This is a genomic window from Ruegeria sp. YTSC002 (genome assembly GCF_059609845.1).
The window spans coordinates 303,462-328,213 of sequence record NZ_JBXWML010000001.1 but is presented as its reverse complement, the minus strand read 5'-3'; the positions used below and the strand labels follow the sequence as shown (position 1 = coordinate 328,213).

The 24,752-nt window shown below is 61.0% G+C and carries 22 protein-coding genes and 1 tRNA gene; 14 read left to right on the top strand and 9 right to left on the bottom strand.

All coding sequences use genetic code 11. The features are described 5' to 3' along the window. Positions 1-62 precede the first annotated feature (62 nt). The 9 genes from AC2FFD_RS01640 (at position 63) to speB (ending at position 9,740) form a co-directional block, all read left to right on the top strand. The gene (locus tag AC2FFD_RS01640; protein WP_170346156.1) at positions 63-356 is read left to right on the top strand and encodes a (2Fe-2S)-binding protein; all 294 of its coding nucleotides are present in this window, start codon (positions 63-65) and stop codon (positions 354-356) included. Next, the gene (gene bfr / locus AC2FFD_RS01635; protein ID WP_170346155.1) at positions 304-789 is read left to right on the top strand and encodes a bacterioferritin; all 486 of its coding nucleotides are present in this window, start codon (positions 304-306) and stop codon (positions 787-789) included. Before AC2FFD_RS01640 ends, bfr begins: the two co-directional genes overlap by 53 nt. Beyond that, positions 749-2,296, top strand: a complete 1,548-nt coding sequence (locus tag AC2FFD_RS01630) for a di-heme oxidoreductase family protein (protein WP_496871602.1) — start codon at positions 749-751, stop codon at positions 2,294-2,296. The genes bfr and AC2FFD_RS01630 overlap by 41 nt, the downstream gene beginning before the upstream one ends. A 3-nt stretch (positions 2,297-2,299) precedes the next feature. Continuing rightward, positions 2,300-3,310 (top strand): imelysin family protein, encoded by a 1,011-nt coding sequence (locus AC2FFD_RS01625; protein ID WP_496871601.1) that lies wholly within the window; start codon positions 2,300-2,302, stop codon positions 3,308-3,310. Positions 3,311-3,313: 3 nt separating this feature from the next. Next, positions 3,314-4,399, top strand: a complete 1,086-nt coding sequence (locus AC2FFD_RS01620) for a DUF1513 domain-containing protein (protein ID WP_496871600.1) — start codon at positions 3,314-3,316, stop codon at positions 4,397-4,399. A gap of 101 nt (positions 4,400-4,500) precedes the next feature. Further along, complete coding sequence (gene speA, locus AC2FFD_RS01615) at positions 4,501-6,390, top strand: biosynthetic arginine decarboxylase (protein ID WP_425078781.1); 1,890 nt, start codon at positions 4,501-4,503, stop codon at positions 6,388-6,390. Between the two features lie 24 nt (positions 6,391-6,414). Next, positions 6,415-7,626 (top strand): saccharopine dehydrogenase family protein, encoded by a 1,212-nt coding sequence (locus AC2FFD_RS01610; RefSeq protein WP_496871598.1) that lies wholly within the window; start codon positions 6,415-6,417, stop codon positions 7,624-7,626. 105 nt (positions 7,627-7,731) lie between these two features. Continuing rightward, the gene (nspC, locus tag AC2FFD_RS01605; RefSeq protein WP_496871596.1) at positions 7,732-8,901 is read left to right on the top strand and encodes a carboxynorspermidine decarboxylase; all 1,170 of its coding nucleotides are present in this window, start codon (positions 7,732-7,734) and stop codon (positions 8,899-8,901) included. Continuing rightward, positions 8,898-9,740 (top strand): agmatinase, encoded by an 843-nt coding sequence (gene speB / locus AC2FFD_RS01600; RefSeq protein ID WP_496871595.1) that lies wholly within the window; start codon positions 8,898-8,900, stop codon positions 9,738-9,740. The genes nspC and speB overlap by 4 nt, the downstream gene beginning before the upstream one ends. Before the next feature lie 39 nt (positions 9,741-9,779). Here the strand turns inward: speB and AC2FFD_RS01595 are convergent, their stop codons facing one another. After that, complete coding sequence (locus tag AC2FFD_RS01595) at positions 9,780-10,382, bottom strand: HD domain-containing protein (RefSeq protein WP_496871594.1); 603 nt, start codon at positions 10,380-10,382, stop codon at positions 9,780-9,782. A gap of 101 nt (positions 10,383-10,483) precedes the next feature. Here AC2FFD_RS01595 and AC2FFD_RS01590 point away from each other — a divergent pair, with 101 nt between their 5' ends. Further along, complete coding sequence (locus tag AC2FFD_RS01590; protein WP_496871593.1) at positions 10,484-11,317, top strand: LysR family transcriptional regulator; 834 nt, start codon at positions 10,484-10,486, stop codon at positions 11,315-11,317. A gap of 3 nt (positions 11,318-11,320) precedes the next feature. Here AC2FFD_RS01590 and lptF read toward each other — a convergent pair whose 3' ends face one another. Continuing rightward, positions 11,321-12,460 carry an LPS export ABC transporter permease LptF gene (gene lptF / locus AC2FFD_RS01585; protein WP_496871591.1) on the bottom strand — a complete coding sequence of 380 codons (1,140 nt, stop codon included), beginning with the start codon at positions 12,458-12,460 and terminating at the stop codon, positions 11,321-11,323. A 218-nt stretch (positions 12,461-12,678) separates the two neighbouring features. On the opposite strand from lptF, the gene AC2FFD_RS01580 reads away from it, so the two are divergent. Further along, complete coding sequence (locus AC2FFD_RS01580) at positions 12,679-13,605, top strand: alpha/beta hydrolase (RefSeq protein WP_496871589.1); 927 nt, start codon at positions 12,679-12,681, stop codon at positions 13,603-13,605. A 427-nt stretch (positions 13,606-14,032) separates the two neighbouring features. Here the strand turns inward: AC2FFD_RS01580 and AC2FFD_RS01575 are convergent. Beyond that, positions 14,033-14,108 (bottom strand) — tRNA-Trp (locus AC2FFD_RS01575). 141 nt (positions 14,109-14,249) lie between these two features. On the opposite strand from AC2FFD_RS01575, the gene AC2FFD_RS01570 reads away from it, so the two are divergent. Beyond that, positions 14,250-14,954, top strand: a complete 705-nt coding sequence (locus AC2FFD_RS01570; protein WP_170346143.1) for a lysophospholipid acyltransferase family protein — start codon at positions 14,250-14,252, stop codon at positions 14,952-14,954. Here the strand turns inward: AC2FFD_RS01570 and AC2FFD_RS01565 are convergent. From AC2FFD_RS01565 to AC2FFD_RS01545, 5 genes are all read right to left on the bottom strand, one after another. After that, positions 14,951-15,196: a MoaD/ThiS family protein gene (locus AC2FFD_RS01565; protein ID WP_152458904.1), complete on the bottom strand. Its 246-nt coding sequence runs from the start codon at positions 15,194-15,196 to the stop codon at positions 14,951-14,953. The two genes, AC2FFD_RS01570 and AC2FFD_RS01565, sit on opposite strands and share 4 nt — an antisense overlap. Further along, positions 15,189-17,444, bottom strand: coding sequence for a xanthine dehydrogenase family protein molybdopterin-binding subunit (locus tag AC2FFD_RS01560; protein WP_496871583.1), 2,256 nt, complete (start codon positions 17,442-17,444; stop codon positions 15,189-15,191). Before AC2FFD_RS01560 ends, AC2FFD_RS01565 begins: the two co-directional genes overlap by 8 nt. Beyond that, positions 17,444-17,923 carry a (2Fe-2S)-binding protein gene (locus AC2FFD_RS01555; protein ID WP_117868038.1) on the bottom strand — a complete coding sequence of 160 codons (480 nt, stop codon included), beginning with the start codon at positions 17,921-17,923 and terminating at the stop codon, positions 17,444-17,446. The genes AC2FFD_RS01560 and AC2FFD_RS01555 overlap by 1 nt, the downstream gene beginning before the upstream one ends. Next, complete coding sequence (locus AC2FFD_RS01550; protein WP_170346140.1) at positions 17,920-18,786, bottom strand: FAD binding domain-containing protein; 867 nt, start codon at positions 18,784-18,786, stop codon at positions 17,920-17,922. Before AC2FFD_RS01550 ends, AC2FFD_RS01555 begins: the two co-directional genes overlap by 4 nt. A gap of 125 nt (positions 18,787-18,911) precedes the next feature. Beyond that, a complete protein-coding gene (locus tag AC2FFD_RS01545; protein WP_496871582.1) occupies positions 18,912-22,124 on the bottom strand; it encodes a reductive dehalogenase in 3,213 nt (1,070 codons plus the stop codon). A gap of 75 nt (positions 22,125-22,199) precedes the next feature. On the opposite strand from AC2FFD_RS01545, the gene AC2FFD_RS01540 reads away from it, so the two are divergent. Then, positions 22,200-23,102, top strand: a complete 903-nt coding sequence (locus AC2FFD_RS01540; protein ID WP_496871581.1) for a LysR family transcriptional regulator — start codon at positions 22,200-22,202, stop codon at positions 23,100-23,102. Here AC2FFD_RS01540 and AC2FFD_RS01535 read toward each other — a convergent pair. Further along, the gene (locus AC2FFD_RS01535; RefSeq protein WP_496871579.1) at positions 23,093-23,944 is read right to left on the bottom strand and encodes a LysR substrate-binding domain-containing protein; all 852 of its coding nucleotides are present in this window, start codon (positions 23,942-23,944) and stop codon (positions 23,093-23,095) included. The genes AC2FFD_RS01540 and AC2FFD_RS01535 overlap by 10 nt on opposite strands. 104 nt (positions 23,945-24,048) lie before the next feature. Between AC2FFD_RS01535 and AC2FFD_RS01530 the strand changes: the two genes are divergently transcribed. After that, positions 24,049-24,750 (top strand): SDR family oxidoreductase, encoded by a 702-nt coding sequence (locus AC2FFD_RS01530; RefSeq protein WP_496871578.1) that lies wholly within the window; start codon positions 24,049-24,051, stop codon positions 24,748-24,750. The last annotated feature ends 2 nt before the right edge of the window (positions 24,751-24,752 follow it).

Here is a 24,752-nt window from a genome sequence, read left to right as displayed (position 1 = left end):
TCTTTCCGGCCCGTGCAACCCTTTCTGATCGCCTGTAAAGGCGGCGAAACGAGCCAAGACCAATGATTGTCTGCCACTGCACCAACATATCCGATCACGACATCCGCGCGGCCATCGACTGGATGCGCACGGCGGATCCGCAGACCATCATCACCCCCGGCAAAATCTACCATGCCCTTGGCAAATCGGCGGATTGTGGCGGGTGCATGCCGCTGTTCCTAGACACAATGCGGGCCAGCGGTAATCTGGGCGTACCGATGCAACTCCGCACATTGCGTGCCGGAGCAACACAGGAGAAAGCTGATGAAGGGCGATCCGAAGGTCATCGAATATCTGAACAAGTCTCTGCGGCATGAGCTGACGGCCGTCAGCCAATACTGGCTGCATTACCGCCTGCAAGAAGACTGGGGCCTTGGCCATATGGCCAAGAAAAGCCGCGAGGAAAGCATCGAAGAGATGGGCCACGCGGACAAGCTGATCGAACGGATCATCTTTTTGGAAGGCCACCCCAACCTTCAGAAGCTGGACCCGCTGCGGATCGGGCAGACGCCGAAGGAAACGCTGGAATGCGACCTGGCGGCCGAGATCGACGCAAGGGCTCTGTACAAGGAAGCGCGCGAATACTGTCGGGAGGCCGGCGACTTTGTCTCCATGTCGCTGTTCGAACAGTTGATGTCCGATGAAGAGGGACATATCGACTTCCTCGAAACGCAGCTCGACCTGTATGAAAGGATCGGCGAAGCCAATTATGCGCAACTCAACGCATCGAAAATGGACGAAGGCGAATAGTCTTCTTGCCTTGTCGGTGGTCGCCCTGGCGGCCACCCCTTCCCTGTCAGCCGAGCTGCGGGACCTGCATCTGAATGTCACCCCCCGTACCGATGAGGAACGCGCCCGCATTGCCGCCGCGACTGCGCCCCCGCAGGATTATGGCGTGTCGCAGCCGTTCGAAGAACTCTCTGCCGGAGCGGCGACTGTCCGGGTCCGCAACGACGCGGATGCGTTCTCGCAACCCTCCGGCAACCTGAGCTTCGAACAGGAGCTGGATTTCAAGGTCGGCAACGGGTTGTTCAAGAAAATCTGGGTTTCGTCACCATCATCCACGTTGGCCTCTGACGGGTTGGGGCCGCTGTACAACGCACGATCCTGCCAGCGTTGCCACATCAAGGATGGGCGGGGGCACACACCCAACGGACCTGATGACAACGCGGTCTCGATGTTCCTCCGGGTCTCGATCCCCGGTGCGCCGGAAGACGGGTATGGAGGGATCGAAGACTACATCGCCACCCGGCCCGAACCCAACTATGGCGGGCAGATGCAGGATTTCGCACTTGCGGGACATCCGGCGGAATATCGGCTGGATATCTCGTATGAGGGAATCCGCATCGCGCTTTCTGACGGTGAAACCGCCGCTCTGCGCCGGCCAACCTATCGGGCCGCGGATCTGGGCTATGGCCCGCTGCACCCCGATGCGATGCTGAGCCCGCGGGTCGCACCGCAGATGATCGGGCTTGGGCTGCTGGAGGCGATCCCGGTCGAAGACCTGCTGGCCAAGGCTGACCCTGATGACGTGGATGGGGACGGCATCTCGGGCCGTCCGAACATCGTCTGGTCTGTTGACTACGGTGCGCCCATGATGGGACGGTTCGGGCACAAGGCAGGCATGCCGACAGTCATGGAGCAATCTGCCGCGGCCTTTGCCGGGGATATCGGCATTTCAAGCCCGCTTTACCCGGCACCTCAGGGGGACTGCACGGATTTGCAGGTGAACTGCGTCGAGGCCCCGCATGGCGACACCGATACGCGCGAGTTCGAGATCGATCAGCAGGGCATGGACCTGGTGGATTTCTACAGCCGCAATCTGGGTGTGCCCGGTCGCCGTGATGTCGACGACCCCGAGGTGTTGCGCGGCAAAGAGGTGTTTCACACGACCGGCTGCGCATCGTGTCATACTCCGGCCCATGTCACCCACCGGCTGGAAGATCGGCCCGAGCACAGCTTTCAGCTGATCTGGCCCTATACCGACCTGCTGCTGCATGACATGGGCGAAGGCTTGGCGGATCACCGCCCCGAGGCCCGCGCGACGGGGCGCGAATGGCGGACGCCGCCGCTGTGGGGCATAGGTCTGACCGAACGCGTCTCGGGCCACACGCAGTTTCTGCATGACGGGCGGGCCCGCAATCTGCTCGAGGCGATACTGTGGCACGGGGGCGAAGCCCAGGCCGCCCGCGATGCAGTTGTGTCGATGCCGAAAACTGACCGAGACGCCCTGATCCGTTTTCTGGAGAGCCTTTGACCCATGCGTATTCTTACTCTTGTTGCCGCGTTGATGATGCCGCTTGCCGCGCAGGCGCAGGATCGCGCGCCGATCCTGATGGACGTGGCCGAGACACATATTCTGCCCCGGGTCGGCAAACTGCCGGAAACAACCGGGGCTCTGGTCAGTGCATCCCGGGTGGATTGCGATCCGACCTCACCGGCGCTGCGCGCGGCTTATGACGCGGCCTTCGACAGCTGGATTTCCGCCAGCCATCTGCGGTTCGGTCCGACCGAGGTCGACGATCGTGCGTTTGCCATGGCGTTCTGGCCCGATACGAAAGGGTTCACCTCAAAGGCCCTGTCCCAGCATATCGCAACCGAGGATGACGCCGTGCAAAGCCCGAATACCTATGCCGAGACATCCATAGCGGGGCGCGGATTCTTTGCGCTCGAACGGATGCTGTTCGATCCCGCCTTTGCAGAGCAGGGCGATGCGGACTACCGCTGCGCGCTGATCCAGGCGATCGCGGCGGATATTGATGCCAATGCCCGGGCGATGGCCGAGGACTGGCAAAGCTATGCCCCCAGCCTGACCCGACCCGGCGAGAGCAGCCGCTACCGAACGCAGGGCGAAGCCATGCAGGAACTGTTCAAGGCTTTGTCCACGGGTCTTGAATTCACGGCCGACACACGGCTTGGTCGCCCGTTGGGCACGTTCGATCGCCCGCGCCCCAACCGCGCCGAAGCGTGGCGGTCAAAGCGATCCTTGCGCCATGTCGAGCTTTCGCTGATGGCCCTTCGTGATCTTGCGGCACGGTTGGCTTTTGATCACCCCGAAATTGCCGCCGATCTGGATGCCGCCTTTGCGCGCGCGATCGAGAATGCCCACGCTATCGAAGACCCGGCGTTGGCCGGCGTTGCGGATCCGCAGGCCCGGTTCCGTATCGAGGCCCTGCAACAGTCCATCCATGACATCCGCGCCATTGCTTCATCCGAACTTGGCCCGACACTGGGCATCAGCGCTGGCTTCAATTCGCTGGACGGGGACTGAAAAATGACATCGCGTCGCCGCTTCCTTGCAGGGCTTGCTGCAACCTCTCTGACTCCGGTTCGTGGGTGGGCCTCGGTGGGCAGGCCGGATTTTCTGGCAGCGGGGCTGTTTCCGGATGGTTCATATCGACTGGCCGGGCTGGATGCACTGGGAGCACTCCTGTTTTCCGTGCCCCTGCCCGCGCGCGGGCATGCGGCGGCGGCGCATCCTGTCAAAGCACAGGCCGTTGCCTTTGCGCGCCGACCCGGTACTTTTGCCGTCGTGGTCGATTGCGCATCAGGCGCGCAGACCGCGCAGCTGACAGCGCCGGAAGGTCGGCATTTCTATGGTCACGGTACTTTTTCAGCCGATGGCGCCCATTTCTTTACCACTGAAAACGATTACGAGGCCGGAAAAGGTATCATAGGCGTCTGGGACGCGGAAACCTTTGCGCGCTTGGGCGAATTCCCGTCCGGCGGGGTCGGGCCGCATGACATGCGGCTGATGCCGGGTGGAAAAACGCTTGTGATTGCCAATGGCGGGATCGAAACCCACCCCGAAACCGGGCGCACGAAGCTGAACCTGCCGACGATGGAGCCCAATCTGACCTACCTTTCCCTGTCGGGCCTGGTTCAGGAACAGGTGTCGCTGGCGCCTGCGCTTCACAAGAACTCGATCCGCCATCTGGCGGTCCGTCGCGACGGGCTAGTGGGCTTTGCGATGCAGTGGCAGGGCAGCAAGGCCGAACATCCGCCCTTGCTGGGTCTGCACCGTCAGGGGGAAACCCCGCACCTTCTGTCCGCCCCAGAGCAGGGCCAAAGCACGCTACAGGGTTATGCGGGCAGCATCGCGTTTTCGGCGGATGGCGCAACCGTTGCCATCACCTGTCCGCGCGGCAACGCGCTGCATCGGTTCGACGTGGCCAGTGGCACATTCAGGGATGCGTTCGAGCTTGAGGATGTCTGCGGGCTTGGATCCGGCCCGAACGGCTTGGTTTTCACCACCGGAACCGGTGTGTTCGGCGCGTTGGCTACTGCGCACCCCGTGATCCGGACCCGCGCGAAGTGCCAGTGGGACAATCATCTGGTCCCGATCAACCCACCGGCATGAAATTCGGATTTTTCCGTCACATAGTTTACACTTGGAAGAATCAAACAGCTGCCGTATTGGCGGTCGCGAAACTGGCACCCCTACGTTAAGGACCGACTTGATTGAAACAGACGCCGGACGCACCGCATTCCATCTACGGGGTTGAGAAATGGGGCAAAGGCCTCATCGAGGTGACGGAGCAGGGCGAGATCGGTCTGCGCAACCCCCTGGCTCCCGAGGTTGATGCGATCAGCCTGCCCGGTATTCTCAGCGATCTGGATGACCGCGGCATCAAGGCCCCGATGGTTCTGCGCGTCTCTTCCTATCTGGAACACGAGATCGCGCATCTGAACGAAAGCTTCCGGGATGCTATCGCCCGCGTCGGTTACAGGGGCAGCTATCGCGGTGTGTTCCCGATCAAGGTGAACCAGCAGGCCCAGGTCGTCGACCGGATCGTCGAATTCGGCAAGAAATACAACTATGGGCTCGAGGCCGGGTCCAAACCCGAATTGGTGATCGCGCTGGCGCATCGTCTGGCCAGCGAGGCGTTGATCGTCTGCAACGGCGTCAAGGACGCCGAGTTCATCCAACTGGCAACCCTTTCCCGCAAGATCGGCTTCAACACGGTGATCGTTCTGGAAAGCCCGAAAGAGGCCGACACGGTCATCGAGGTCTACAAGGAACTGGGGATCGAACCGCTGATTGGTGTGCGGGTGAAACTGACCAACCAGATCAGCGGCAAATGGGAAGAAAGCTCGGGCGACCGGTCCGCCTTTGGTATGAACACCGATCAACTGGTGGCCACGGTGGACAAGCTGCGCGACGCGGGCCTTCTGCATTGCCTGAAGTTGCAGCACTCGCATCTGGGATCGCAGGTACAGGACGTCAACGACGTACGCCGCGCGGTGGGCGAGGCATGCCGTTATTACACCGAACTGACCCGCGAAGGCGTGCCACTGACCCATCTGGACCTCGGCGGTGGCATGGGCGTGGATTACACCGGTGAAAAGAAGGCGGCTGAAAACTCGATCAACTACACGGTCGAGGAATATTGCGCCAACGTGGTGGAAACCGTGGCCTACGCGATGGATGAGGCCGAAATCGACCACCCGACGCTGGTCACCGAAAGCGGTCGCGCTGTGGTGGCGACATCGTCGATGCTGGTGTTCAACGTGTTGGAAAGCACATTGTACGATGCGCCCAACGGCCCCGAGGTTGAAGCCGACGATCATCACATGGTTTCGGACCTTGCCGCGGTGCACGGCTATCTCAGCAAAGACCGTCTTCAGGAATGCTGGAACGACGCCAATTTCTACCGCAACGAATTGCGCGCCCTGTTCCGCCGTGGGTATGTAGACCTGCGCCAGATGGCCCGCGCCGAACGGATCTATCTGTCGCTGATGGCCCGCCTCAAGTCACTGGCGGCCAGTGACGATCTGGAAACCGACGTGGACGACCAGCTCGAGAAAGTGGCCGATATCTACCACTGCAATTTTTCTCTGTTCCAGTCCCTGCCCGACGTCTGGGCGATCGACCAACTGCATCCGATCGTGCCCTTGCAGGGCCTGAACCAGACACCCGACCGCCGCGCGGTTCTGTCCGACATCACCTGCGACAGCGACGGCAAGATCGACCGGTTCATCCTGGCTGATGGCGTCTCGCCCAGCTTGCCGGTGCATTCCCTGCCGGAACAGGATGAATACTTCATGGGCGTCTTTTTCGTCGGCGCTTATCAGGAAACGTTGGGCGATCTGCACAACCTGTTCGGCGACACCAACGTCGTCACAATCGACCTGCGCGCTGACGGTGGTTTTGATCTGCTGCACGAGCAAGAGGGCGACACGATCAGTCAGGTGCTGTCCTATGTCGAATTCGACCCGACCGACTGCGTCGCCGCCTTCCGCAAAATGGTGGACGAGGCGATATCGACCGGTACTCTGAAAGCCAAGGACCGCAAAACCCTGATGAGCGCCTATCGCGACTCGATCAACGGCTACACCTATTACGAATAACCCCCTGTGAGAGGAGACTACCCCATGGGAAAAACACTGGTTGTCGGCGCGGGCGGCGTATCCCACGCCGCCGTGCACAAGATGGCGATGAATTCGGACATCTTCACCGAAATCACATTGGCCAGCCGCACCAAGTCGAAATGCGACGCCATCGCCAAATCGGTCAAGGAACGCACCGGCGTCGACATCAAGACGGCTGAGCTTGACGCCTACAAGGTCGAAGACACGGTCAAGCTGATCAAGGAAACAGGTGCCGAGATCCTGGTGAACCTGGCCCTGCCCTATCAGGACCTGGTGCTGATGGATGCCTGCCTCGAGGCCGGCTGCCACTACCTCGACACCGCCAACTATGAGCCCGAGGACGAAGCCAAGTTCGAATATCACTGGCAATGGGCCTATCAGGACAGGTTCAAACAGGCCGGCCTGACCGCCATCCTCGGCTCGGGCTTCGATCCGGGCGTTACATCCGTCTTTGCCAAGTGGCTCAAGAAACACAAGCTGGACACCATCCGCCAGATCGACGTTCTGGACGCCAACGGCGGCCAGAACGATCAGGAATTTGCCACCAATTTCAACCCGGAAATCAACCTGCGCGAAGTCCTGGCCGAGGTGCGCCACTGGGAGAACGGCGAATGGAAACACTCCCCCGCGATGACCCACAAGGTCGAATTCGACTTCCCCGCCATCGGCCCCAAGAACATGTACCTGATGTATCACGAGGAACTGGAATCGCTCTCGACCCATTTCCCCGAGATCGAGCGCGCCCGGTTCTGGATGACCTTCGGCGACGCCTATATCACCCACGCCAAAGTGTTGGAAAACGTCGGCATGACCCGCATCGACCCGGTGGTGCACAACGGGGTCGAGATCATCCCGATCCAGTTCCTGAAAACCCTGCTGCCCGACCCCGGCGATCTGGGTGCCGAAACCAAGGGCAAGGCCTGCATCGGCGACATCGCCACCGGCCAAGCCAAGGACGGCTCGGGCGAGAAGACCTACTACATCTACAACATCTGCGATCACGAGGAATGCTACCGCGAGGTCGGCAGCCAGGCCGTCAGCTACACCACCGGCGTCCCGGCCATGATCGGCGCGGCACAGGTGCTGAAAGGCAACTGGCGCGAACCGGGCGTGTGGAACATGGAGCATCTCGACCCGGACGACTTCATGGACATGCTCAACAAGCACGGCCTTCCCTGGCAGGTCCACGAACTCGACGGGCCCGTCGACTTCTGATCCCTCGGGGCGGTCCGCGCGACCGCCCTGCTTCATCTGGCTAAAAATATCCCGGGGGTCCGGGGGCAGCGCCCCCGGCCACTCCACCAATCGGAGACGCCCGACATGTCCGACATGATGACCACACAGGCCGGAGACGCCGGCGCCTTCCGCCACTTCGACCTGACCCGCGTCCCCTCCCCCTGCTTCGTCGTCGACGAAAAGGCGGTGGAGCGGAACCTTGCGGTTCTAGCCGATATCGGTGAGCGTTCCGGCGCACATGTCCTGTCCGCCCTCAAGGCTTTCTCGATGTTCGCGCTGGCCCCTCTGGTGCGCCAGTATCTCGGCGGTACCTGCGCCAGCGGCATCTACGAGGCCCGGCTGGGCCGCGAGGAATATGGCGGCGAGGTCGCGACCTACTGCGCGGGCTACAAGGACACCAGTATCAACGAAATCCTTGCGCTGTCGGATCACATCATCTTCAACAGCCCCGGGCAGAAAGACCGCTTTCTTGCCAAGGCACAGGCCGCCGGGCGGCAGGTCGGGCTGCGCATCAACCCCGAGCATTCCGAAGGCGAGGTTGCGAAATACGATCCCTGCGCCCCGTGTTCACGCCTCGGCACCCCGGTCAGTCAGCTGGACGCCAAGGCGCTGGAGGGCGTGGATGGGCTGCATATGCACACGCTCTGCGAACAGGGGTTCGAACCTCTGGCGCGCACCTGGGCCGCGGTCGAACCGAAGCTGGCACAATTCCTGAACGGCCTGAAATGGCTGAATTTCGGCGGCGGCCACCACATCACCCGCAGCGACTATGACCGCGACGGGCTGGTGGAGTTCATCAAACACATCCGTGCCAAATACGGCGTCGAGGTCTATCTGGAACCCGGCGAGGCCGTGGCGCTGGATGCGGGCATCCTGGTGGGCGAAATCCTCGACCTGCCGCACAACGGCATGGATCTGGCGATCACCGACATCTCGGCCACCTGCCACATGCCCGACGTGATCGAGGCCCCCTATCGCCCCGCCCTGATGGACGAGGCCGAAACCGGCCACACCTATCGCCTGGGCGGCCCCTCGTGCCTGGCGGGCGACGTGATCGGCGACTACACTTGGGCCGAACCGCTGCGGATCGGACAGCGCTTCGCGTTCCTCGATCAGGCGCATTACTCGATGGTCAAGACCAACACATTCAACGGCGTGCCCCTGCCCACCATCGCCCTGTGGAACAGCGAAACCGATGACCTCAAGATCATTAGGGAATTCGGCTATGACGACTTTAAGGACAGACTTTCATGAGCATTTTCCTCGACAGCGAACTGACCGACGCCGAACGCAGCGAAGACGCCCGGTTCCGTGTGATCCCGGTGCCGCTGGAACGTACGGTCTCCTATGGCTCGGGCACCGCCAAAGGCCCCGAAGCGATCATCGCGGCCAGCAATGAACTCGAACGCATAACCGGCCACGCCGAGCCTTGCGTCGAAGGCATCTTTACCGAAGCCCCGCTGGATTGCGACGGCCCGCTGCCGGACGTTATGGAGCGCCTCGCCCAGCGCACCGAGGCCGCCATCCGTGCCGGCAAGGTGCCGGTCACGCTGGGCGGTGAACACTCGCTCAGCTACGGTGCGGTCATGGGTGTGACCCGCGCCCTTGGCCAGCCCGTCGGAATCGTGCAGATCGACGCCCATGCCGATCTGCGCAACGCCTATCAGGGCGAAAAACACTCTCATGCTTCGGTGATGCATCTGCTGGCCGAGGAAGGTATCCCACTGGCCCAGTTCGGCGTGCGCGCCTTTTCCACCGAGGAAGCAAAAAGCCGCCTGAGGAACCGCGTCTTCCACGTGGATGCCGAAGAGTTGGTCACCGGCAACATCCATGACGTCGACCTGCCCGAGGATTTCCCCGAACTGGTCTATGTCAGCTTTGACGTTGATGGGCTGGACCCGGCGCAGATGCCCGCGACCGGCACGCCCGTTCCGGGCGGGCTGGGATACTATCAGGCGCTTCGCCTCGTCGAACACGCCCTGAAGGGCCGCCGCTGCGTCGGCTTCGACGTGGTCGAACTGGCCCCCGACGGCAATGCCGCCTGGGATTTCACCGCGGCGCAGATTGTCTATCGCCTGATGGCGAGCTGCTGAACAGGCAGGCGGGCCGGGCTGGCCCGCCTGATCCGGTTCCTAGCCGGTTTTGCCGTCATCGGCGGTTTCGTTCAGCTCCATATGGCCTTCGCCCCTGTTCAGGACGCGGCGCAACATGGGTTCGAAGAACTCCAGCGGCTTGGTCGGATAATTCGGGTCGAACGCCTTCTGATCGTATTCATGGCAGAAATAGCGACAATCTTCCCAATAAGGACTGTCGCGATATTTGTCGCGCGCGTTGCGGTCGCCGCCCAGATGGTGGTTGTAGTAATATCCCTGAAACACGCAATGATGCTTGAGAATCCAATACGTCTTTTCGCTGACGTAAGGCTTCATCATCGCGGCTGACAGCTCTCCGTGATTGTAGGGCGACAGGATATCGCCGGTATCGTGGATCAGCGCCGCCACCACCAGTTCTTCATCCGCACTGTCCTCGTAAGCACGTGTCGCGGCTTGCAGGCTGTGCTGGTAGCGGTTCACCGGATAGGGCGTCCATTCTTCGTCCAACGAGCGGATGGCATCGAGGATGCGGTCTGGCAGGGCCGCATTATACGCCTCTTCGTACTCCATCACGGCGTCCCAGTCGGCCTTGGTGGCTGTTTCGAAACTGGTCCAGGTGGGTTTGTGGCTTTTGTCCAGCATGGCTGATCCTTTGGCATGTGTCCTAAACGCAAGAGTAGTTCGAAACCAACCTCCAAAAAAATGAATTGATTTTATCACAATGATCAAAAAATACTTTCGACATGCAATTCAAAGCTCTGGAAACTTTTCTCTGCGTGGCCGAAGCCGGTGGCTTTCATGCCGCCGCCCGCAAATTGAATGTGACGCAGACCGCCGTCAGCGCGCGCATTCGCCTGATCGAGGAGGAAACCGGCAGGGCGCTGTTCACGCGCGGTGCCGGAGGAACGGCGCTGACCGAGTTCGGCCGGCAGTTCAAACCCTATGCGGAACAGGTGCTGTCCCTTTGGGGCTTTGCATCGCGCGACCTGCCGGTACAGGCACAGAACCGCCCGGCGCTGCGGTTGGGCGGCCAGCTCAGCATCTGGGATCCGTTGCTGGTGGACCTGGCGGTTCGGTTTGAACAGCGCTTTGGCAAATTGCTGTTGACGCTGAACTACGACCACGACCTGAACATGGTCGAAGCGGTGGCAACCCATGTGCTGGACGCGGCGATCACACATGAAAAGCCATCCGACCGGCGCGTCACGTGGTACGCGCTTGAACCCGAGCTCTTGTCCTTGGTCCGGACGCCAAAGGCTGACGGCGCGGACGATGACCTGATCTTCGTCAACCTCGAACTGGGCGAAGTCTATCAGGATCATGTAAGATCGGCGGCGCGACGGGCGTCAGGTCAGACCGTATTTCTTGGCAATTGCATGATGGCGCTGCGATATGTTCTGCAACGGGGCGGAAACGGTTACTTCCCCGATTACGTCATTTCCGAACATCTGGCCTCGGGTGCTCTGAAGCGGGTCGAGGACAGTATCAGCTTGCCCTTGCCCATGTATCTGGTCACCCGCGGTGATCGCGAGGAATTCGACGACATCCACAGCTGTTTGGTGGATCTTCGCAGCTAGAACTCAGGCCGGTGTCGGCATGATCCGGGGCGCGCGCTGCCGTTTTCGCATCAACGGCCGACCAGCAACAAGCAGGAAGAGGCCCGAGATCAGCACCCCCATGATTGCGGGAAGGTAAAGCAGAAACCAAAGCTCCGGGTCATCGATCACCACCGGGGAAACAAACCCGCGCACACCTTCAAGCAGCACAAGAATGGTGAAGGCGCCCAATATCTGCGGCCACAATCCAAACCGGGAAAAGCTGCCCAGCATCAGGGTTGAATACCCGGCCAGCGCCACGGCGATGCAAATCGCGATCCACGAGAACCGCTGGTGCAGCTCTTCGATCAGTTTGCCTTGGCTGAACCCTTCCATGGCTGAAACCTCATCCCGGTTGCGGATCAGGTCCGCCGTTGGAATGGCTTCGAGACTGCGCCGGGCCATCGGATTTGTATTCGTCAGTTCCGAGATGTCGTAGGAGGCGTCCTGAAACAGGGTCGATGACAACACCTTGCCTTCCTTGTTCAGGCGCAATGCAACCCCATCAACCATCACAAGGTGGATGCCGGCATCATTGTTGACCAGATAGGCGGTTACGCTTGAATAGCTGACCGAGTTTTCAGGATCGCGGCGGTCAGACACGAACACTTCGTGGAGTGTGCCGTCCAGATCAATCCCGCCTATGTAAACCGTGACGCCTTCGGCAGGGTGCAGAAACTCGCCTTCGTTCAACAGTTGAGCCGTCACATCTCCGGCCACTTCAGCCTGCCGGATTTCCAGCTGTTCCACCGAGGCCGGGCGCAGGAACACGCTGATGATCGCCATCATCACCCCGGTAATCACACCGAAAAGCAGCACCGCCCGGGCAAGCCGCCAAGGGCTGGATCCGGTGGCCAGCATAACCGTCAGTTCACTTTCGCGGCTCAGGCGATTTGTGGCATAGACGGCGGCGGCAAACACCGCCATGGGCATGACCGTACGGATCAGGGTCGGCAAAGTCAGCGCGGTGAATTCCAGAAAGACCATCGCCGACTGCCCGCCGCTGATGACCCTGTCAAACAGGCTGACGGACCGGGTGATCCAGAACACACCAACCAGCACCAGGGTGAAAAAGCCAAACAGAATCAGCAATTGCCGCAGGAAATATCCATCAAAACGCGACATGGGGCCTCGTGCGTGTGTTCGTTTGCAGCGGACACTAGGGCATTAAGCCGACAGAGGAAACAGGCATTGGACGTCAGGATGCCCCTGTATGCAACCTTCGCGCATACCGGTTTCACCGCACATCCCTGTTTTGGCATCAAAAGGGCCGGGAGAATACGCTTTGTGAAAACTGCGGCTCATGGCACATTTTATGGATTGATTGAAATGGAGTTTGAAAAATGGCACTGTTTTTTTCCCGCCGCACCTATAACGCACATAAGAAGAAATTTACCCTCAAGCCCGCCGCAAAGACGAGATATGTCAACATCACCCAGCAAAGCCCGGGTGGAAAAATCCGAAAGGGCAGTATCGTCAAAAAAGCCAAATGGCTGGATCTCGTGCGTCAGGAGGGCGGGGATTCGGCCGTCCTGATCTATGTTCACGGGTTCAACACCAGCCAGAAGGACATGCTGGACCGGCTGGGGAAAATAGAAACCAACCTAAGGGGCAACGGATATCAGGGCGCGGTCGTTGCCTTTGACTGGCCCAGCGACGGATCGGTGCATACCTATGACTCGGACCGGTCCGATGCCAAGGCGGTGGCTCCGCATCTGGTGGGGGATGGGATCTTGCCACTGTTGGGGATGTCCCCGCGCCCCAAGGTGCATCTGATCGCGCATTCCATGGGGGCGCTGGTCATACTTCGCGCTTTCTCGGACTTCGGGGATTCGGCTGGGCCAGGCAACAAGATATGGTCGGCGGATCAGGTCATGTTCGCGTCAGCGGACATCGATTCAGAGTGGCTGGAAAAGGGCGCATGGGGCGATCTGGTCCTGAAAAAACGGTGCAAGCGGTTCACCAATTACTACAGCCGGAAAGACAAGGTTCTGGCCCTGGCCGGCGGGATTGTAAACGGAGGGCGGCCGCGGGCGGGCCGTGTCGGGATGCCCAAGCTGACCTCGAAAGGGCATTGGGATATTTTCTGTGACCACCAATATCAACGCGACGTCCCCAAAGCACAGCGTAAGATGATGAAGTCGCATCGCTGGTGGTTCGACAGCGGCGGGTTTTATGAGGACCTCGCCCTGACGATCGACGGCCATCCGGCAAAAACGATGCCGACCCGACACAAGACAAATATCGGGGATCTGGCGCTGCTGGCCTGACTGACCGGCCGCCCAACGCCTTTCTCTGGTGCAAAGCCCGTTTTCGCGGGATTTGCTCAAGTAGCGGCGTTGGGCAGATTCTCTGCACGTACTGGCAGCGTCACTATGTGTTGCCGACCAGAAACGGAAAGGGCGCGCTCGACCACAAGCGCGCCCTACTCATAAGGGAGAAACTGAAAACCTGCGTTCTGAACCGAACCTGAACGCCAACTCTTTGACATCCTCAGACAAACAGACTTTCCAACATCCGTCAGTGACGCTGTTCACACTCTGGGCCGGTATTTTTAGATGGCATATGGGGTTTGGTTGCACGGCGGCTCACAATGCCTGTATGCGTCCTGATTGCCGGTTCGCCCCGGCCATAGTCGTAAGCCGCGCGCGCTGGAAACGCGCCAGGCGCGATCGCCGATTGGTGTTTTGATGCGGATGGCAGGGGCAGCAGGGTTCGAACCCGCGACCTACGGTTTTGGAGACCGTCGCTCTACCAACTGAGCTATACCCCTGTGGTGCGCCCCAGATATGACAGCCGCGCGGCGGACTCAAGAGGCTTTTTCGGATTCCACACCACTATCTGAGCCGACAAACAAGTTGCGCAAAATGTGCAGTGCGCTAAGACAAGGTCCGGTCAGCAAAAGGAACCCCGTGTGAACCTCCGCAAGAAGATCGCAGACAGCGAAGCCGTGCTGAACTGGGTGGCCCGCCGGATCGCCGCTTACATCCGATTGGTCAACCGCAACACACGTTGGCAACGCATCGGATACGAAGAACTGGATCATCTGGTCGAACAAGGTGAGCCGGTCATCGTTGTGCTCTGGCATCAACGGCTGGCGCAGTCGCCATATTTCTTCCCGCTGGACAAGGGGCGCATCTGTTCGATCACCTCCTCTGCCCGGGCGGGCAGCATGGTGGGCCGGGTCCAAAAGCTGTTTGGCATGGATACGATCGCCATGGCCAGCAAGACACGCCACGTCGCCTTGTCACGCCAGGTTCTGGGCAAGATGAAGCAGGGTATCTCAATTGGGATCGCGGCAGACGGCCCGCGCGGGCCAGAGCGGGTTCTGTCGACGGTTCCGTTGGTATGGGCGCGGACCTCGGGCAAGCGCGTATTCGGCATCACCTATTCAACAAAACATGGTCGCGAAGCGGGAACCTGGGATCACCTTCTGATGCCCCGCCCCTGGCGCAATGAGGGCGTTTTTCTGTGCCGGGAATGGACTGAAACAGTGCCCCGCAAGGCAAGCGAAGAGGAAATCGAGACCCTGCGCCTGAGCCTTGAGCAGCACATGAACGACATCACGGCAGAAGCTGACCGGATGGTCGGGCGCGAGCCCTGGTCGCCTGACGCCTAACCGCCCCTGAGACGTTGCATCAGATAGACTTCGCTGCCTTCGGGGATCGGTTCGGTAAGCCCGGTGGCAATGACGCGCCCGTCGATCGCGATGGAGACCCCCGCATCAATGGGGGCCTGCAACTGCGGGTGGGCCCGGACCAAAGCCCGCAAAAGCTCTCCGGTGGTCTTGGCCTCGACCTCAACCACTTGCTGGCCCCCGGTCAGTGACCGGAGGCCGGACCAGAGGTGGACCTCAACCATTTTCCTTCAGGGCCGCCAGAATGCGCGGCGGAGACATCGGCAGTTGCGTCATCCGAACACCCGCCGCATTGGACACCGCGTTGGCGATGGCGGCCAGGGGCGGCACGATGCCCGTCTCGCCCACGCCGCGCACCCCGAACGGGTGGCCGGGGTTGGGCACTTCGACGATCACCGTATCGATCATCGGCAGGTCACTGGCGACGGGAATCCGGTAATCAAGGAAGATCGAGTTCTGCAACCGACCATCCTCGCCATAGATGTATTCCTCGTTCAGTGCCCAGCCGATGCCCTGCGCGGCGCCACCCTGATACTGCCCTTCCACATAGGTCGGGTGGATCGCCTTGCCGGCGTCCTGAATGACCGTGTAGCGGGTGATCGATGTCTTGCCGGTTTCCGGATCGACCTCGGCATCGACGATATGGGTGCCAAAGGATACGCCCGCGCCTTCGGGGGTTGCTTCGAAATGGCCCGAAATCGGGCCTCCGGTCGATCCCATATCCGCCGTGATATCGGCAAGAGGCAGCGGGTCGAAATCCCCTGCATTGGGCCCCGAGGGCACCGCGCAGCCGTCTTCCCATTTCACCGCATCGACCGGGATGCCCCACTTGGCCGCCGCACGTTCGCACAGTTTCTCGACCGCGTGTCTTGCGGCCTTGATCGTGGCGAGGCCCGACGCGTAGGTCACACGCGAACCATGGCTGACGTCGTTGTAGCCCAGCGTCGCCGTGTCCGCGATGGTCACGCGGATATTTTCATACGGAATGCCCAGAACCTCGGCCGCCATCAGGGCCATGGATGCGCGCGACCCGCCGATGTCGGGCGTTCCGACCATCAGCTGCGCCGAACCATCCTCGGACAGTGCCAGTGAAACGCTGGTCTCGCCGCCGTGGTTGAACCAGAAGCCGCAGGAAACCCCGCGCCCCTGCCCCGGCTTCAGCGGGGCCGAGTAATGGGGATGCGCTTTGGCGGCCTCAAGGGTTTCGACCAGACCGATGCGCTCGTAGGTCGGGCCATAGCTGGCCTTCGTGCCTTCATGCGCGGCGTTTTTCAGGCGCACATCAATAGGATCGAGGCCCAGCTTGTTGCAGAGCTCGTCAATGACGGATTCAACGGCGAAGGCGCCCATGGGTGCGCCCGGCGCGCGGTAGGCGGCCTGTTTCGGGCGGTTCGACATCACATCGTAACCGATCTGCTTGACGTTGGTCAGGTTGTAGGGCGCAAAGGCACACATGGCCGTCATGTCGCCCGGGGCGCCGGGGAAGGCCCCGCCTTGCAGGCGGAAGACACCCTGCGCCGCCGTGATTGTGCCGTCTTTCTTCATGCCGATCTTCACGTCCATTGACGCCGAAGAGGTCGGCCCGGTGGCACGGAAAACCTCGGATCTGGTCATCACGATCTTGACCGGACGGTTGGCCTTGCGGCTGAGTGCCAGCGCGACGGGTTCGATGAAGACCGTGGTCTTGCCGCCAAAACCGCCGCCGATTTCAGACGCCGTGACGCGCAGCTGAGAGGTTTCGATTCCCAGCAGCGCCGCACAGGTTTTTTGCGCGATCCAGTGGCCCTGGGTCGTGCACCACAACTCGCCCTTGCCGTCATTGCCCAGCATGCCCAAGCAGGCATGCGGCTCGATATAGCCCTGATGGGTCGCCTCGGTGACAAAGCTGTCTTCGATAACCAGATCGGCCTCGGCAAAGCCCGCCTCGACGTCACCGTGACCGCTTTCGTGATAGCGCACGACATTCGGGTGCATCCCTTCCGGCACCGAATAGTCCGCCGCACCTTCCCGGATCACCGGCGCGTCCGGTGCCATCGCTTTGTCCACGTCGGTGACGTGCGGCAGCACCTCGTATTCGACTTCGATGAGTTTCAGCGCATCCCGTGCCGCCAAGGCAGATGTGGCCGCGACCGCAGCAACCGCGTGCCCGTCATAGAGCGCCTTTTCCCCCGCCATGACGTTTTCCAGCACGTTCCAGAATTCGCCTTCAAGCCCGGGCTTGAACGGGACATCGGCGAAATCGGCACGGGTCACGACGGCTTTGACGTCCTTCGATGCCTCGGCTTTCGAGGTATCAATCCTGACGATCCGGGCATGGGCGTGGGGTGAGCGCAGAATCGCGCCGTGCAACATGCCGGGGGCCGAGATATCCGCACCGAACTTGGCCCGGCCTGTCACCTTGTCCAGTCCGTCAGGGCGATCGGGGCGGGTGCCAACGAAAGTGAAATCAGTTTTGCGATCGTCCAGAGCCATTATGACGCCTCCCGCATCTCAGCCGCCGTGTCCATCACGGCGCGAATGATCTTGTCATAGCCGGTGCAGCGGCACAGGTTGCCCGCCAGCCAATAACGCGTTTCTTCCTCGGTCGGATTGGGGTTCTTCTCCAACAGGGACTTCGCCGCCACCAGAATGCCCGGGGTACAGATGCCGCATTGAAGCGCGGCGTATTCGATCATCTTCTTCTGCAACGGGTGCAGGACGTCACCATCCGCAATCCCTTCGACGGTCTCGATCTGCTTGCCTTCGGCCTCGACACCCAGCATCAGGCACGAGCACACAAGGCGGCCATCGACGGTGACCGAACACGCGCCGCAATCACCGGTGCCGCAGCCCTCTTTGGCGCCGGTCAGGTTCAGCTTGTCGCGCAGACAGTCCAGCAGGGTTTCGCGCGGGTCACAGAGGTATTCAACTGCGTCCCCGTTTACGGTGGTGGATACGTGGAGCTTGCTCATGCGTTTTCTCCCTTCGCGCGGGCATAGGCGATCTTCGCGGCACGCTTGGCCAGAACGCCGGCGACTTCGGTGCGGAATGCGATCGTGCCTCGTTTGTCGTCGATCGGATTGCAGGCGGCCGACGCGGCCGCGGCCAATGCGTCAAGGGCGGCATCGTCCAAAGTGCTGCCGATAATCGCGTTGGCACAGTCTTCAACCAACAGAACGGTCGGTGCCACGGCACCCAGCGACACGCGCGCCTCGGTGATGACGTCACCATCCAGACGGAGATTCACACCAACGCCCACGACCGCAATGTCCATTTCGGTACGGGGGATGAACCGCAGATAGGCGTCGCCCCCATTCTTGCCTCGGGCCGGAATGTTGATGGCCGAGATCAGTTCGCCTTTCGCCAGCGAGGTCCTGCCGGGCCCGGTCGGGATGTCCTCAACCGCAACGTCACGCGTGCCATCGGGGCCGGTTACGGTGACGGTCACGCCCGCCGCCACCATGGCGGGCACGGAATCAGCCGCAGGTGAGCCATTGCACAGGTTGCCCGCCAGCGTCGCGCGGCCCTGAACCTGAGTTGAACCGATCAGGTCCATCGCCTCGACGACACCGGGCCAGTCGCGGCCAAGGTCGGGGTGCTCGCTCATCTCGGCGCCCGTGACGGCCACGCCGATCGTCCAGCTGCCGTCGTCGTTGCGGGTGATGTCACGCACGCCGTCGATCTTCTTGATGTCGATCAGCGTGTCGGGCGTAACCAGTTCCGAGCGCAGTTGCACCAGTACATCCGTACCGCCCGCCAGAAAACGTGTGATGCCCGTCGCATTCGCGGCCAGAGCCGAAGCTTCGGCAAAGCTGGCGGGGCTGTGATAATCCATGAAGCTACCTCGTACCTGTTGATCAGGAATATCTGGGTTCGCGGCGACGTTAATTCACACCTCGTCCGGCGTCCATGGGCCGAGCGACCAAAATTCAACTTCCAAATGTCGCTTTTGGACAGGGTTCAGAGATCGATTTCGATCACCCCATCAGGTTCCGCCGCGCGGCTTTGGCACAGGATCATGGCGCCTTCGCGCTGTTTGCGGGACAAAACGAAATCCCGATGCTCGACCTCGCCCGCAATGACACCGCATTTACAGACGCCGCAGATGCCGTCAGCGCATTTCACATCCACATGAATACCGGCTGCGTTCAGAACTTGCGCCGCGTCCTTGTCTGCGGGCACGGGCAGTGTCCGGCCCGAACGCGCGAGCTTGAGCTCAAACGCGTGGTTTTCATATTCAGGCGTTTCAGGGACCGAGAAATATTCCAGATGGCGCGCCTCTTCGGGAAAGCCTTGCTGCTCGGCCGCCTGAATCACGCCGTTCATGTAACGATCCGGCCCGCAGGTATAGACATGCCATCCATCCCGATAACCGGACAGAATCACATTCAGATCGGCGCGGGTGCCTTCATCCGAGAAATGGTAATGAACGTGGTCCGCCCAGGGCATGGCGGCCAGATCATCCAGATACCCCGCCCCGCCCCGTGTGCTGGCCGAATAGTGCAATTCGAACTCGCGGCCCAGCGCATGGAGGCGATGGGCAAAGGCGATCATCGGGGTAATGCCGATACCGCCGCCCATGAGGAATGTTCTGGTTGCCGTTTCATCCAATTCAAAGTGGTTGATCGGTTTGGACACGAAAACCTTTCGCCCCTCGGTGAAGATGCGATGCAGCAGCGCGGACCCGCCACGCCCGTCATCCTCGCGCAGCACTCCGATCTGATAGGTCGCACGATCCGACGGGTCGCCGGACATGGAATATTGCCGCAGGAATTCCGGTGCGACCAGGACGTCCAGATGTGCGCCCGCTGTCCATCCCGGCAGGGGCGCACCGTCCAGCGATGTGAATTCGTATTTCGTGACATCCGCCGTCATCTTTTCGACCTTGGTCACGGCGACACGCATCACAGGCGCATCACCCGCGATCTGATAGCGATGGATGATCGACATGTCCCCGCTTGCCTTGCGGGCCTTGTATTCATCGGCCGTCACCATGGCCTCATAGGCTGCAATCCCGGCCTCTCGGTCCATTGCGAAGGGATAGGGCCAGGGGTGCGGAGCCAGATAAGCGGGATAGACGGCCAGGGTCTGATCCTCATATTTCAGGTCCAGATCCTTTTGCAGATCGCGCCGGTTCAACGGGTGCGTCGTGGGGCGATAGGCGCCGTCGGGCTGCAACTCGATATCCCACCACCATTTCTTGATATCGTTCAGCCCGCCATTGCCGACCGCATCGTCCAGCCTGGCCAGTGCGGGCGCGGCCGAGGGGATGTTCATCGCAGCCCAGCGGAAGGGACGTTCCTTGAAGATGCCTTCGAGGTTCCACGGGCAGGTCTTCATGCACCGTCCGCACATCGCACCGCCTGGCGTCGTTACACGGTAAGTGGCGCATTTCTGGCTGTCGGACTTCCAGATTTCATAACCGTTGAACATCAGCTTCGGTCCGGCGGTGATCGCGCCCGAGGGACATTCGCGGGCGCATTTGTTGCAGGATTCACAAAAGGTTTGCAGGCCGAAATCGATGGGTTTGTCATGCGCCATCGGCATGTCGGTCGTCACCACGCCTGATTTCAGGCGCGGGCCCAGATAGGGGTTCAGGATAACTTCTCCGATCCGGCTGACCTCGCCCAGACCGGACAGCAACAAAAGCGGCGGTTGCAGCACCTCGCCATCCATCACCGTATGCGCCTTGGCCTTGTAACCGAGGTTGCGGATCTGCTGGGCGATCACTCCGCCCAGCAGCGAAAAGCGCAGGTAGGCGCGCATGGATTGGGCGACACTGATCCAGTCGTCACCACTGGCACCTTCCATCGTTTCATAGCCCTGATCGATGATCATGCTGATGGCCTGATCATGAGGCGGCACGATTTCTTCGCCGGTGGCGTCATGAGAATACCATGCCCATTCCGGGCAGCGGCTGAGGCCCACTGCATCGACGCCCAGAAAATAGGTCGCCGCCTTGATGTTTGCCGCATTGCGTCGGGCATCGGTTGACTTGCGCAGGTCAGCGCTTTCACCGTCCTGCAACAGAACGAATGCACCCAGCGCGCGACGCTGGGCAAAGCTGGGCGCGGCTTTGCGCACGTAGTACCCGCCTTTCGCGGCGTCCTGCAATGACTTGCCCATGTCGCCGAACTGGGCGCGGGCGAACATGTCGGCGCGCTTGGGAACGCGGGCAACATTCTCTTCGTCGATATAGGTTGTCGGAGCCTCGACCCGTTTGAGTTTTTCGAACGGATGGGCCCCGTCCACATAGCGTCGTTTGGCATATGGGTCACGGTTGAGGGCGTTCTTGGCAAATCCCGTGCCCAGCCACCATGCCGGGCCTTGGGTCCGAAACCACGGCTGTTGCGCCATGGGCCTGAGCGGCCGGTCATGCGCGACGGGCATCTCGGTCGTCACGGCTGCAAGGCCAAACCTGGTGCCCAGCCACGGCGCAACCAGCTTGCCGCCCTCGACCGAGGCCAGACCGGCGGCCACGGCCAGCTTGCCCAGATCGACTTCGGACGACATCACGCTGTGCGCGCGGGCGTCAAAACCCAGCAGTCGGATATAGTTGGCGATGACCACGGCATTCTCGGTTGCCAGCAGGCAGGCGCGATGATCCTGCGCGTCGATGATCCAGTCCGTACCGGGTTCGGAAGGGTCCGGATCGCGGTTATGTTCGTACAGAAAGACGATGGCGTGGCGGTGGCCGCCAATCGGCTTGGGCGCGGCCTCCATACTGTCTTTCAGATCGGCCATGATGAGATCGATCCCAGAGGCCAGCGTCTTGGTCTGGCGCGTGCGCAGCGCATGGGCAAGCCGGTCGATATCGGGGTTGCGGCGTGGTTCGTCCAACAGCGCATCTGACGGCAACGGCCCGCAGCCCATCATCGACGCATCGTTGAAATACCCAAATGCCTTCAGATGGTTGGTGCGTTCCTGCGGATCTGATGGGATCTCGGATGCAATCGGGTTCACCAACCCGTCGCGAATCGCGTCCAGCATCGCCTGAAATTCGCCCATGGCGTTGACGATGCTGTCGGGCCGTTCCGGCCGGTGGAAACTCAGTTCGCCCATCAAGGGCACGCGCGACAAATCCGGTATGGTATCTTGTCGGGTCAAACGCTCCAACGGGTATCGCCCCATGTGAACGGGCCGGTTCTTGTCCGAGAAAAAGCGGATTCCCATTATGCGCCTCCTGTTGCCACTCATCCCCTACCCCGTCATGGACAGCGAAACCATTCATGCATAATCATAAGTGGTATGAAGAGAATCGATTTCACTGATCTCGACGGCAAGGTTCTGCGCATCTTTCTGACCATACTCGAGGAAAGCTCGGTCTCGAAAGCTGCGGATCGGCTGGGCGTTACGCAATCGGCCATCAGCCATACGCTGGCCAAGCTCCGACTGGTGCTGGGCGATCCGTTGTTTGTCCGGTCCGGTCAGGGCCTGACCCCGACCGAGCGCGCCTTGTCCCTGAAGGAGCCCGCGCAAAAGGTGCTGGACGGAATGCGGGCGCTGACCGAAGGGCGGCCGTTTGACCCGCAGTCTGAACAGATCAGGATCCGCATCGCCACCAATGACATGCCGCGCGAGTTGATCTTTCCGCAGCTGCTTCGAGAAACACGTGCCGAAGGCGCAGGTCTGCGGCTGGAATTCATTCCTTCAGGCGTGCCCGACCCCGAGCTGCTGCGCAGTGACAGATGCCAGTTGATGCTGACCCCGTTGCCGCCGGACGGGCCGGATATCTTTCAGAAACGCCTGATGACCAGCCCGCTGATGCTGTTCTATGACGCCACACAGCGCACGCCGCCGGACAGTTGGGACGCCTATTGCAACTGCGATCATGTCGAGGTTCGCTTTGCCGATGGCCGCAACGCCCGCGCCGTCATGCGTGGCGTTGATCAAAGCCAGATCAGGCCAGCGGTGGTGACCCTGCCGCATTTCAACGCCATCCCGGCCTTCATACAGGGCAGCGACCTGATCTCGACCGACACGGCGCTGATGAAACAGGGCCCGCTGGCCATGCTGGATTGCGCGCCACTGCCGTTCGAATGCGCGCCAGTGTCGATCTACATGGTCTGGCACCAGAGGTCGGCCAATGACCCGGCACATCGCTGGTTGCGGGCCCGGATCGAGGCAATCGCCGCATCCATTCAAACCTGAGACAACAGCCAGTCTCGCATGATCTCGACCAGTTGCGGTTGGCGTGGCTTGCGGGGTGCAACCACATAGAACCCCAGATCTTCAACCAGGACATCCGCAAGCGGCTGAACAAGACGGCCCGAGGTCACCTCGGGCGCGACGAGAGGCGCATTGGCCAGTGCTATACCCTGCCCCGAAACTGCCGCGTCGATCGCAAGACTGGTCTGGCTGAAGCTCATCATTCTGGGCTTTCCGCTTACCCCCACCCGTTCAAGAAACAAGGGCCACAATCCGTGGGTATCGTTCAGCAATACCTGCTTCATCAAGTCAGAAGGGGTGCTGACTTCCCTCGCCATGGCAGGGCTGCATACCGGAATGAATTCGGTCGAAAACAAGGGCACCGCTTCCAGTTCCGCCGCAAACGGCGCTCGACCCTGCCTGACAGCCAGATCGACGCCATCCGAACTGAAATCCGCCAGACGCTCGCGCGCATCCACCTGAACCGAGATGTCCGGATACAGGTCCGTGAAGCCCGACAAACGCGGCACCAACCATTTCGAGGCAAAGCTGGGCGTGACCGACAACGTGACCCGGCGGGCCGGAGACAGGTCTTCGACGGCCTCTTCGATCAACCTGAAGGCACGACGCAGCGGCGCGTGAAACCGCCGCCCGGATTCGGTCAGTCGCAACCCACGCGGCAGGCGATCGAACAGAACCTCGTCCAATCGTGCTTCAAGCCCGCGCACCTGCTGCGCGACGGCACCTTGTGTAACGCCAAGTTCCTCGGCGGCCAGTCGAAAGTTCAAATGACGGGCAGAAGCTTCGAAAGCACGTAAAGCGTTCAGGGGTGGAAGGGCGGCCATCGTGCTGTCCTGTAGATTTTCTACAGCATAAGGCCAGCAGAACTGATTGGTCAAACCGCTCTCTGACCGCCATCCTGGGTTCAACTGAAAAACGGAGATGTCAGATGGAAAAGGTAGCACTTATTACAGCGGGCGGCAGTGGCATGGGTGCGGATTCCGCACGGAGGCTGGCGGCGGACGGGTTCAAGGTTGGCATTCTGTCTTCCTCGGGCAAGGGAGAAGCCTTGGCAAAAGAGTTGGGCGGTGTTGGCATTACCGGCTCGAACCAGTCCACCGAGGATTTGCAGAAGCTTGTCGATGCCGCCATGGCCCATTGGGGGCGCGTTGACGTTCTGGTCAATTCCGCCGGTCACGGCCCCCGCGCTCCGATCCTTGAACTGACGGATGAGGATTGGCACGCCGGCATGGATGTCTATTTCCTGAACGCGGTGCGCCCCACACGGCTTGTGACCCCGATCATGCAGGCGCAGGGCGGTGGCTCGATCATCAACATCTCGACCTTTGCCGCGTTCGAGCCGGATCCGGTTTTCCCGACCTCGGGCATGTTCCGGGCCGGGCTGGCCGCCTTCACCAAGCTGTACGCGGACAAGTATGCCGCCGAGAATATCCGCATGAACAACGTCCTTCCGGGCTTCATTGACAGCCTGCCCGAGAAGGAAGAATTCCGCAGCCGCATTCCAATGGGGCGCTATGGGCGCAGCTATGACGAGATCGCCTCGGTCGTCGCTCTGCTTGCCTCGGAAGGCGGCGGCTACATCACCGGACAGAATATCCGGGTGGACGGCGGTATCACCCGGTCTGTCTGAAC

Excerpts from the sequence above, each read along its gene's own strand:
- AC2FFD_RS01640 (WP_170346156.1), top strand. The coding sequence starts at position 63 with ATGATTGTCTGCCACTGCACCAACATATCCGATCACGACATCCGCGCG.
- speB (WP_496871595.1), top strand. The coding sequence starts at position 8,898 with ATGAGCATTTTCCTCGACAGCGAACTGACCGACGCCGAACGCAGCGAA.
- AC2FFD_RS01555 (WP_117868038.1), bottom strand. The coding sequence starts at position 17,923 with ATGAGCAAGCTCCACGTATCCACCACCGTAAACGGGGACGCAGTTGAA.
- AC2FFD_RS01590 (WP_496871593.1), top strand. The coding sequence starts at position 10,484 with ATGCAATTCAAAGCTCTGGAAACTTTTCTCTGCGTGGCCGAAGCCGGT.
- AC2FFD_RS01550 (WP_170346140.1), bottom strand. The coding sequence starts at position 18,786 with ATGGATTATCACAGCCCCGCCAGCTTTGCCGAAGCTTCGGCTCTGGCC.
- AC2FFD_RS01630 (WP_496871602.1), top strand. The coding sequence starts at position 749 with ATGCGCAACTCAACGCATCGAAAATGGACGAAGGCGAATAGTCTTCTT.
- nspC (WP_496871596.1), top strand. The coding sequence starts at position 7,732 with ATGTCCGACATGATGACCACACAGGCCGGAGACGCCGGCGCCTTCCGC.
- AC2FFD_RS01565 (WP_152458904.1), bottom strand. The coding sequence starts at position 15,196 with ATGGTTGAGGTCCACCTCTGGTCCGGCCTCCGGTCACTGACCGGGGGC.
- AC2FFD_RS01535 (WP_496871579.1), bottom strand. The coding sequence starts at position 23,944 with ATGGCCGCCCTTCCACCCCTGAACGCTTTACGTGCTTTCGAAGCTTCT.
- AC2FFD_RS01625 (WP_496871601.1), top strand. The coding sequence starts at position 2,300 with ATGCGTATTCTTACTCTTGTTGCCGCGTTGATGATGCCGCTTGCCGCG.
- AC2FFD_RS01560 (WP_496871583.1), bottom strand. The coding sequence starts at position 17,444 with ATGGCTCTGGACGATCGCAAAACTGATTTCACTTTCGTTGGCACCCGC.
- lptF (WP_496871591.1), bottom strand. The coding sequence starts at position 12,460 with ATGTCGCGTTTTGATGGATATTTCCTGCGGCAATTGCTGATTCTGTTT.
- AC2FFD_RS01610 (WP_496871598.1), top strand. The coding sequence starts at position 6,415 with ATGGGAAAAACACTGGTTGTCGGCGCGGGCGGCGTATCCCACGCCGCC.
- AC2FFD_RS01540 (WP_496871581.1), top strand. The coding sequence starts at position 22,200 with ATGAAGAGAATCGATTTCACTGATCTCGACGGCAAGGTTCTGCGCATC.
- AC2FFD_RS01545 (WP_496871582.1), bottom strand. The coding sequence starts at position 22,124 with ATGGGAATCCGCTTTTTCTCGGACAAGAACCGGCCCGTTCACATGGGG.
- AC2FFD_RS01580 (WP_496871589.1), top strand. The coding sequence starts at position 12,679 with ATGGCACTGTTTTTTTCCCGCCGCACCTATAACGCACATAAGAAGAAA.
- AC2FFD_RS01530 (WP_496871578.1), top strand. The coding sequence starts at position 24,049 with ATGGAAAAGGTAGCACTTATTACAGCGGGCGGCAGTGGCATGGGTGCG.
- AC2FFD_RS01595 (WP_496871594.1), bottom strand. The coding sequence starts at position 10,382 with ATGCTGGACAAAAGCCACAAACCCACCTGGACCAGTTTCGAAACAGCC.
- bfr (WP_170346155.1), top strand. The coding sequence starts at position 304 with ATGAAGGGCGATCCGAAGGTCATCGAATATCTGAACAAGTCTCTGCGG.
- AC2FFD_RS01620 (WP_496871600.1), top strand. The coding sequence starts at position 3,314 with ATGACATCGCGTCGCCGCTTCCTTGCAGGGCTTGCTGCAACCTCTCTG.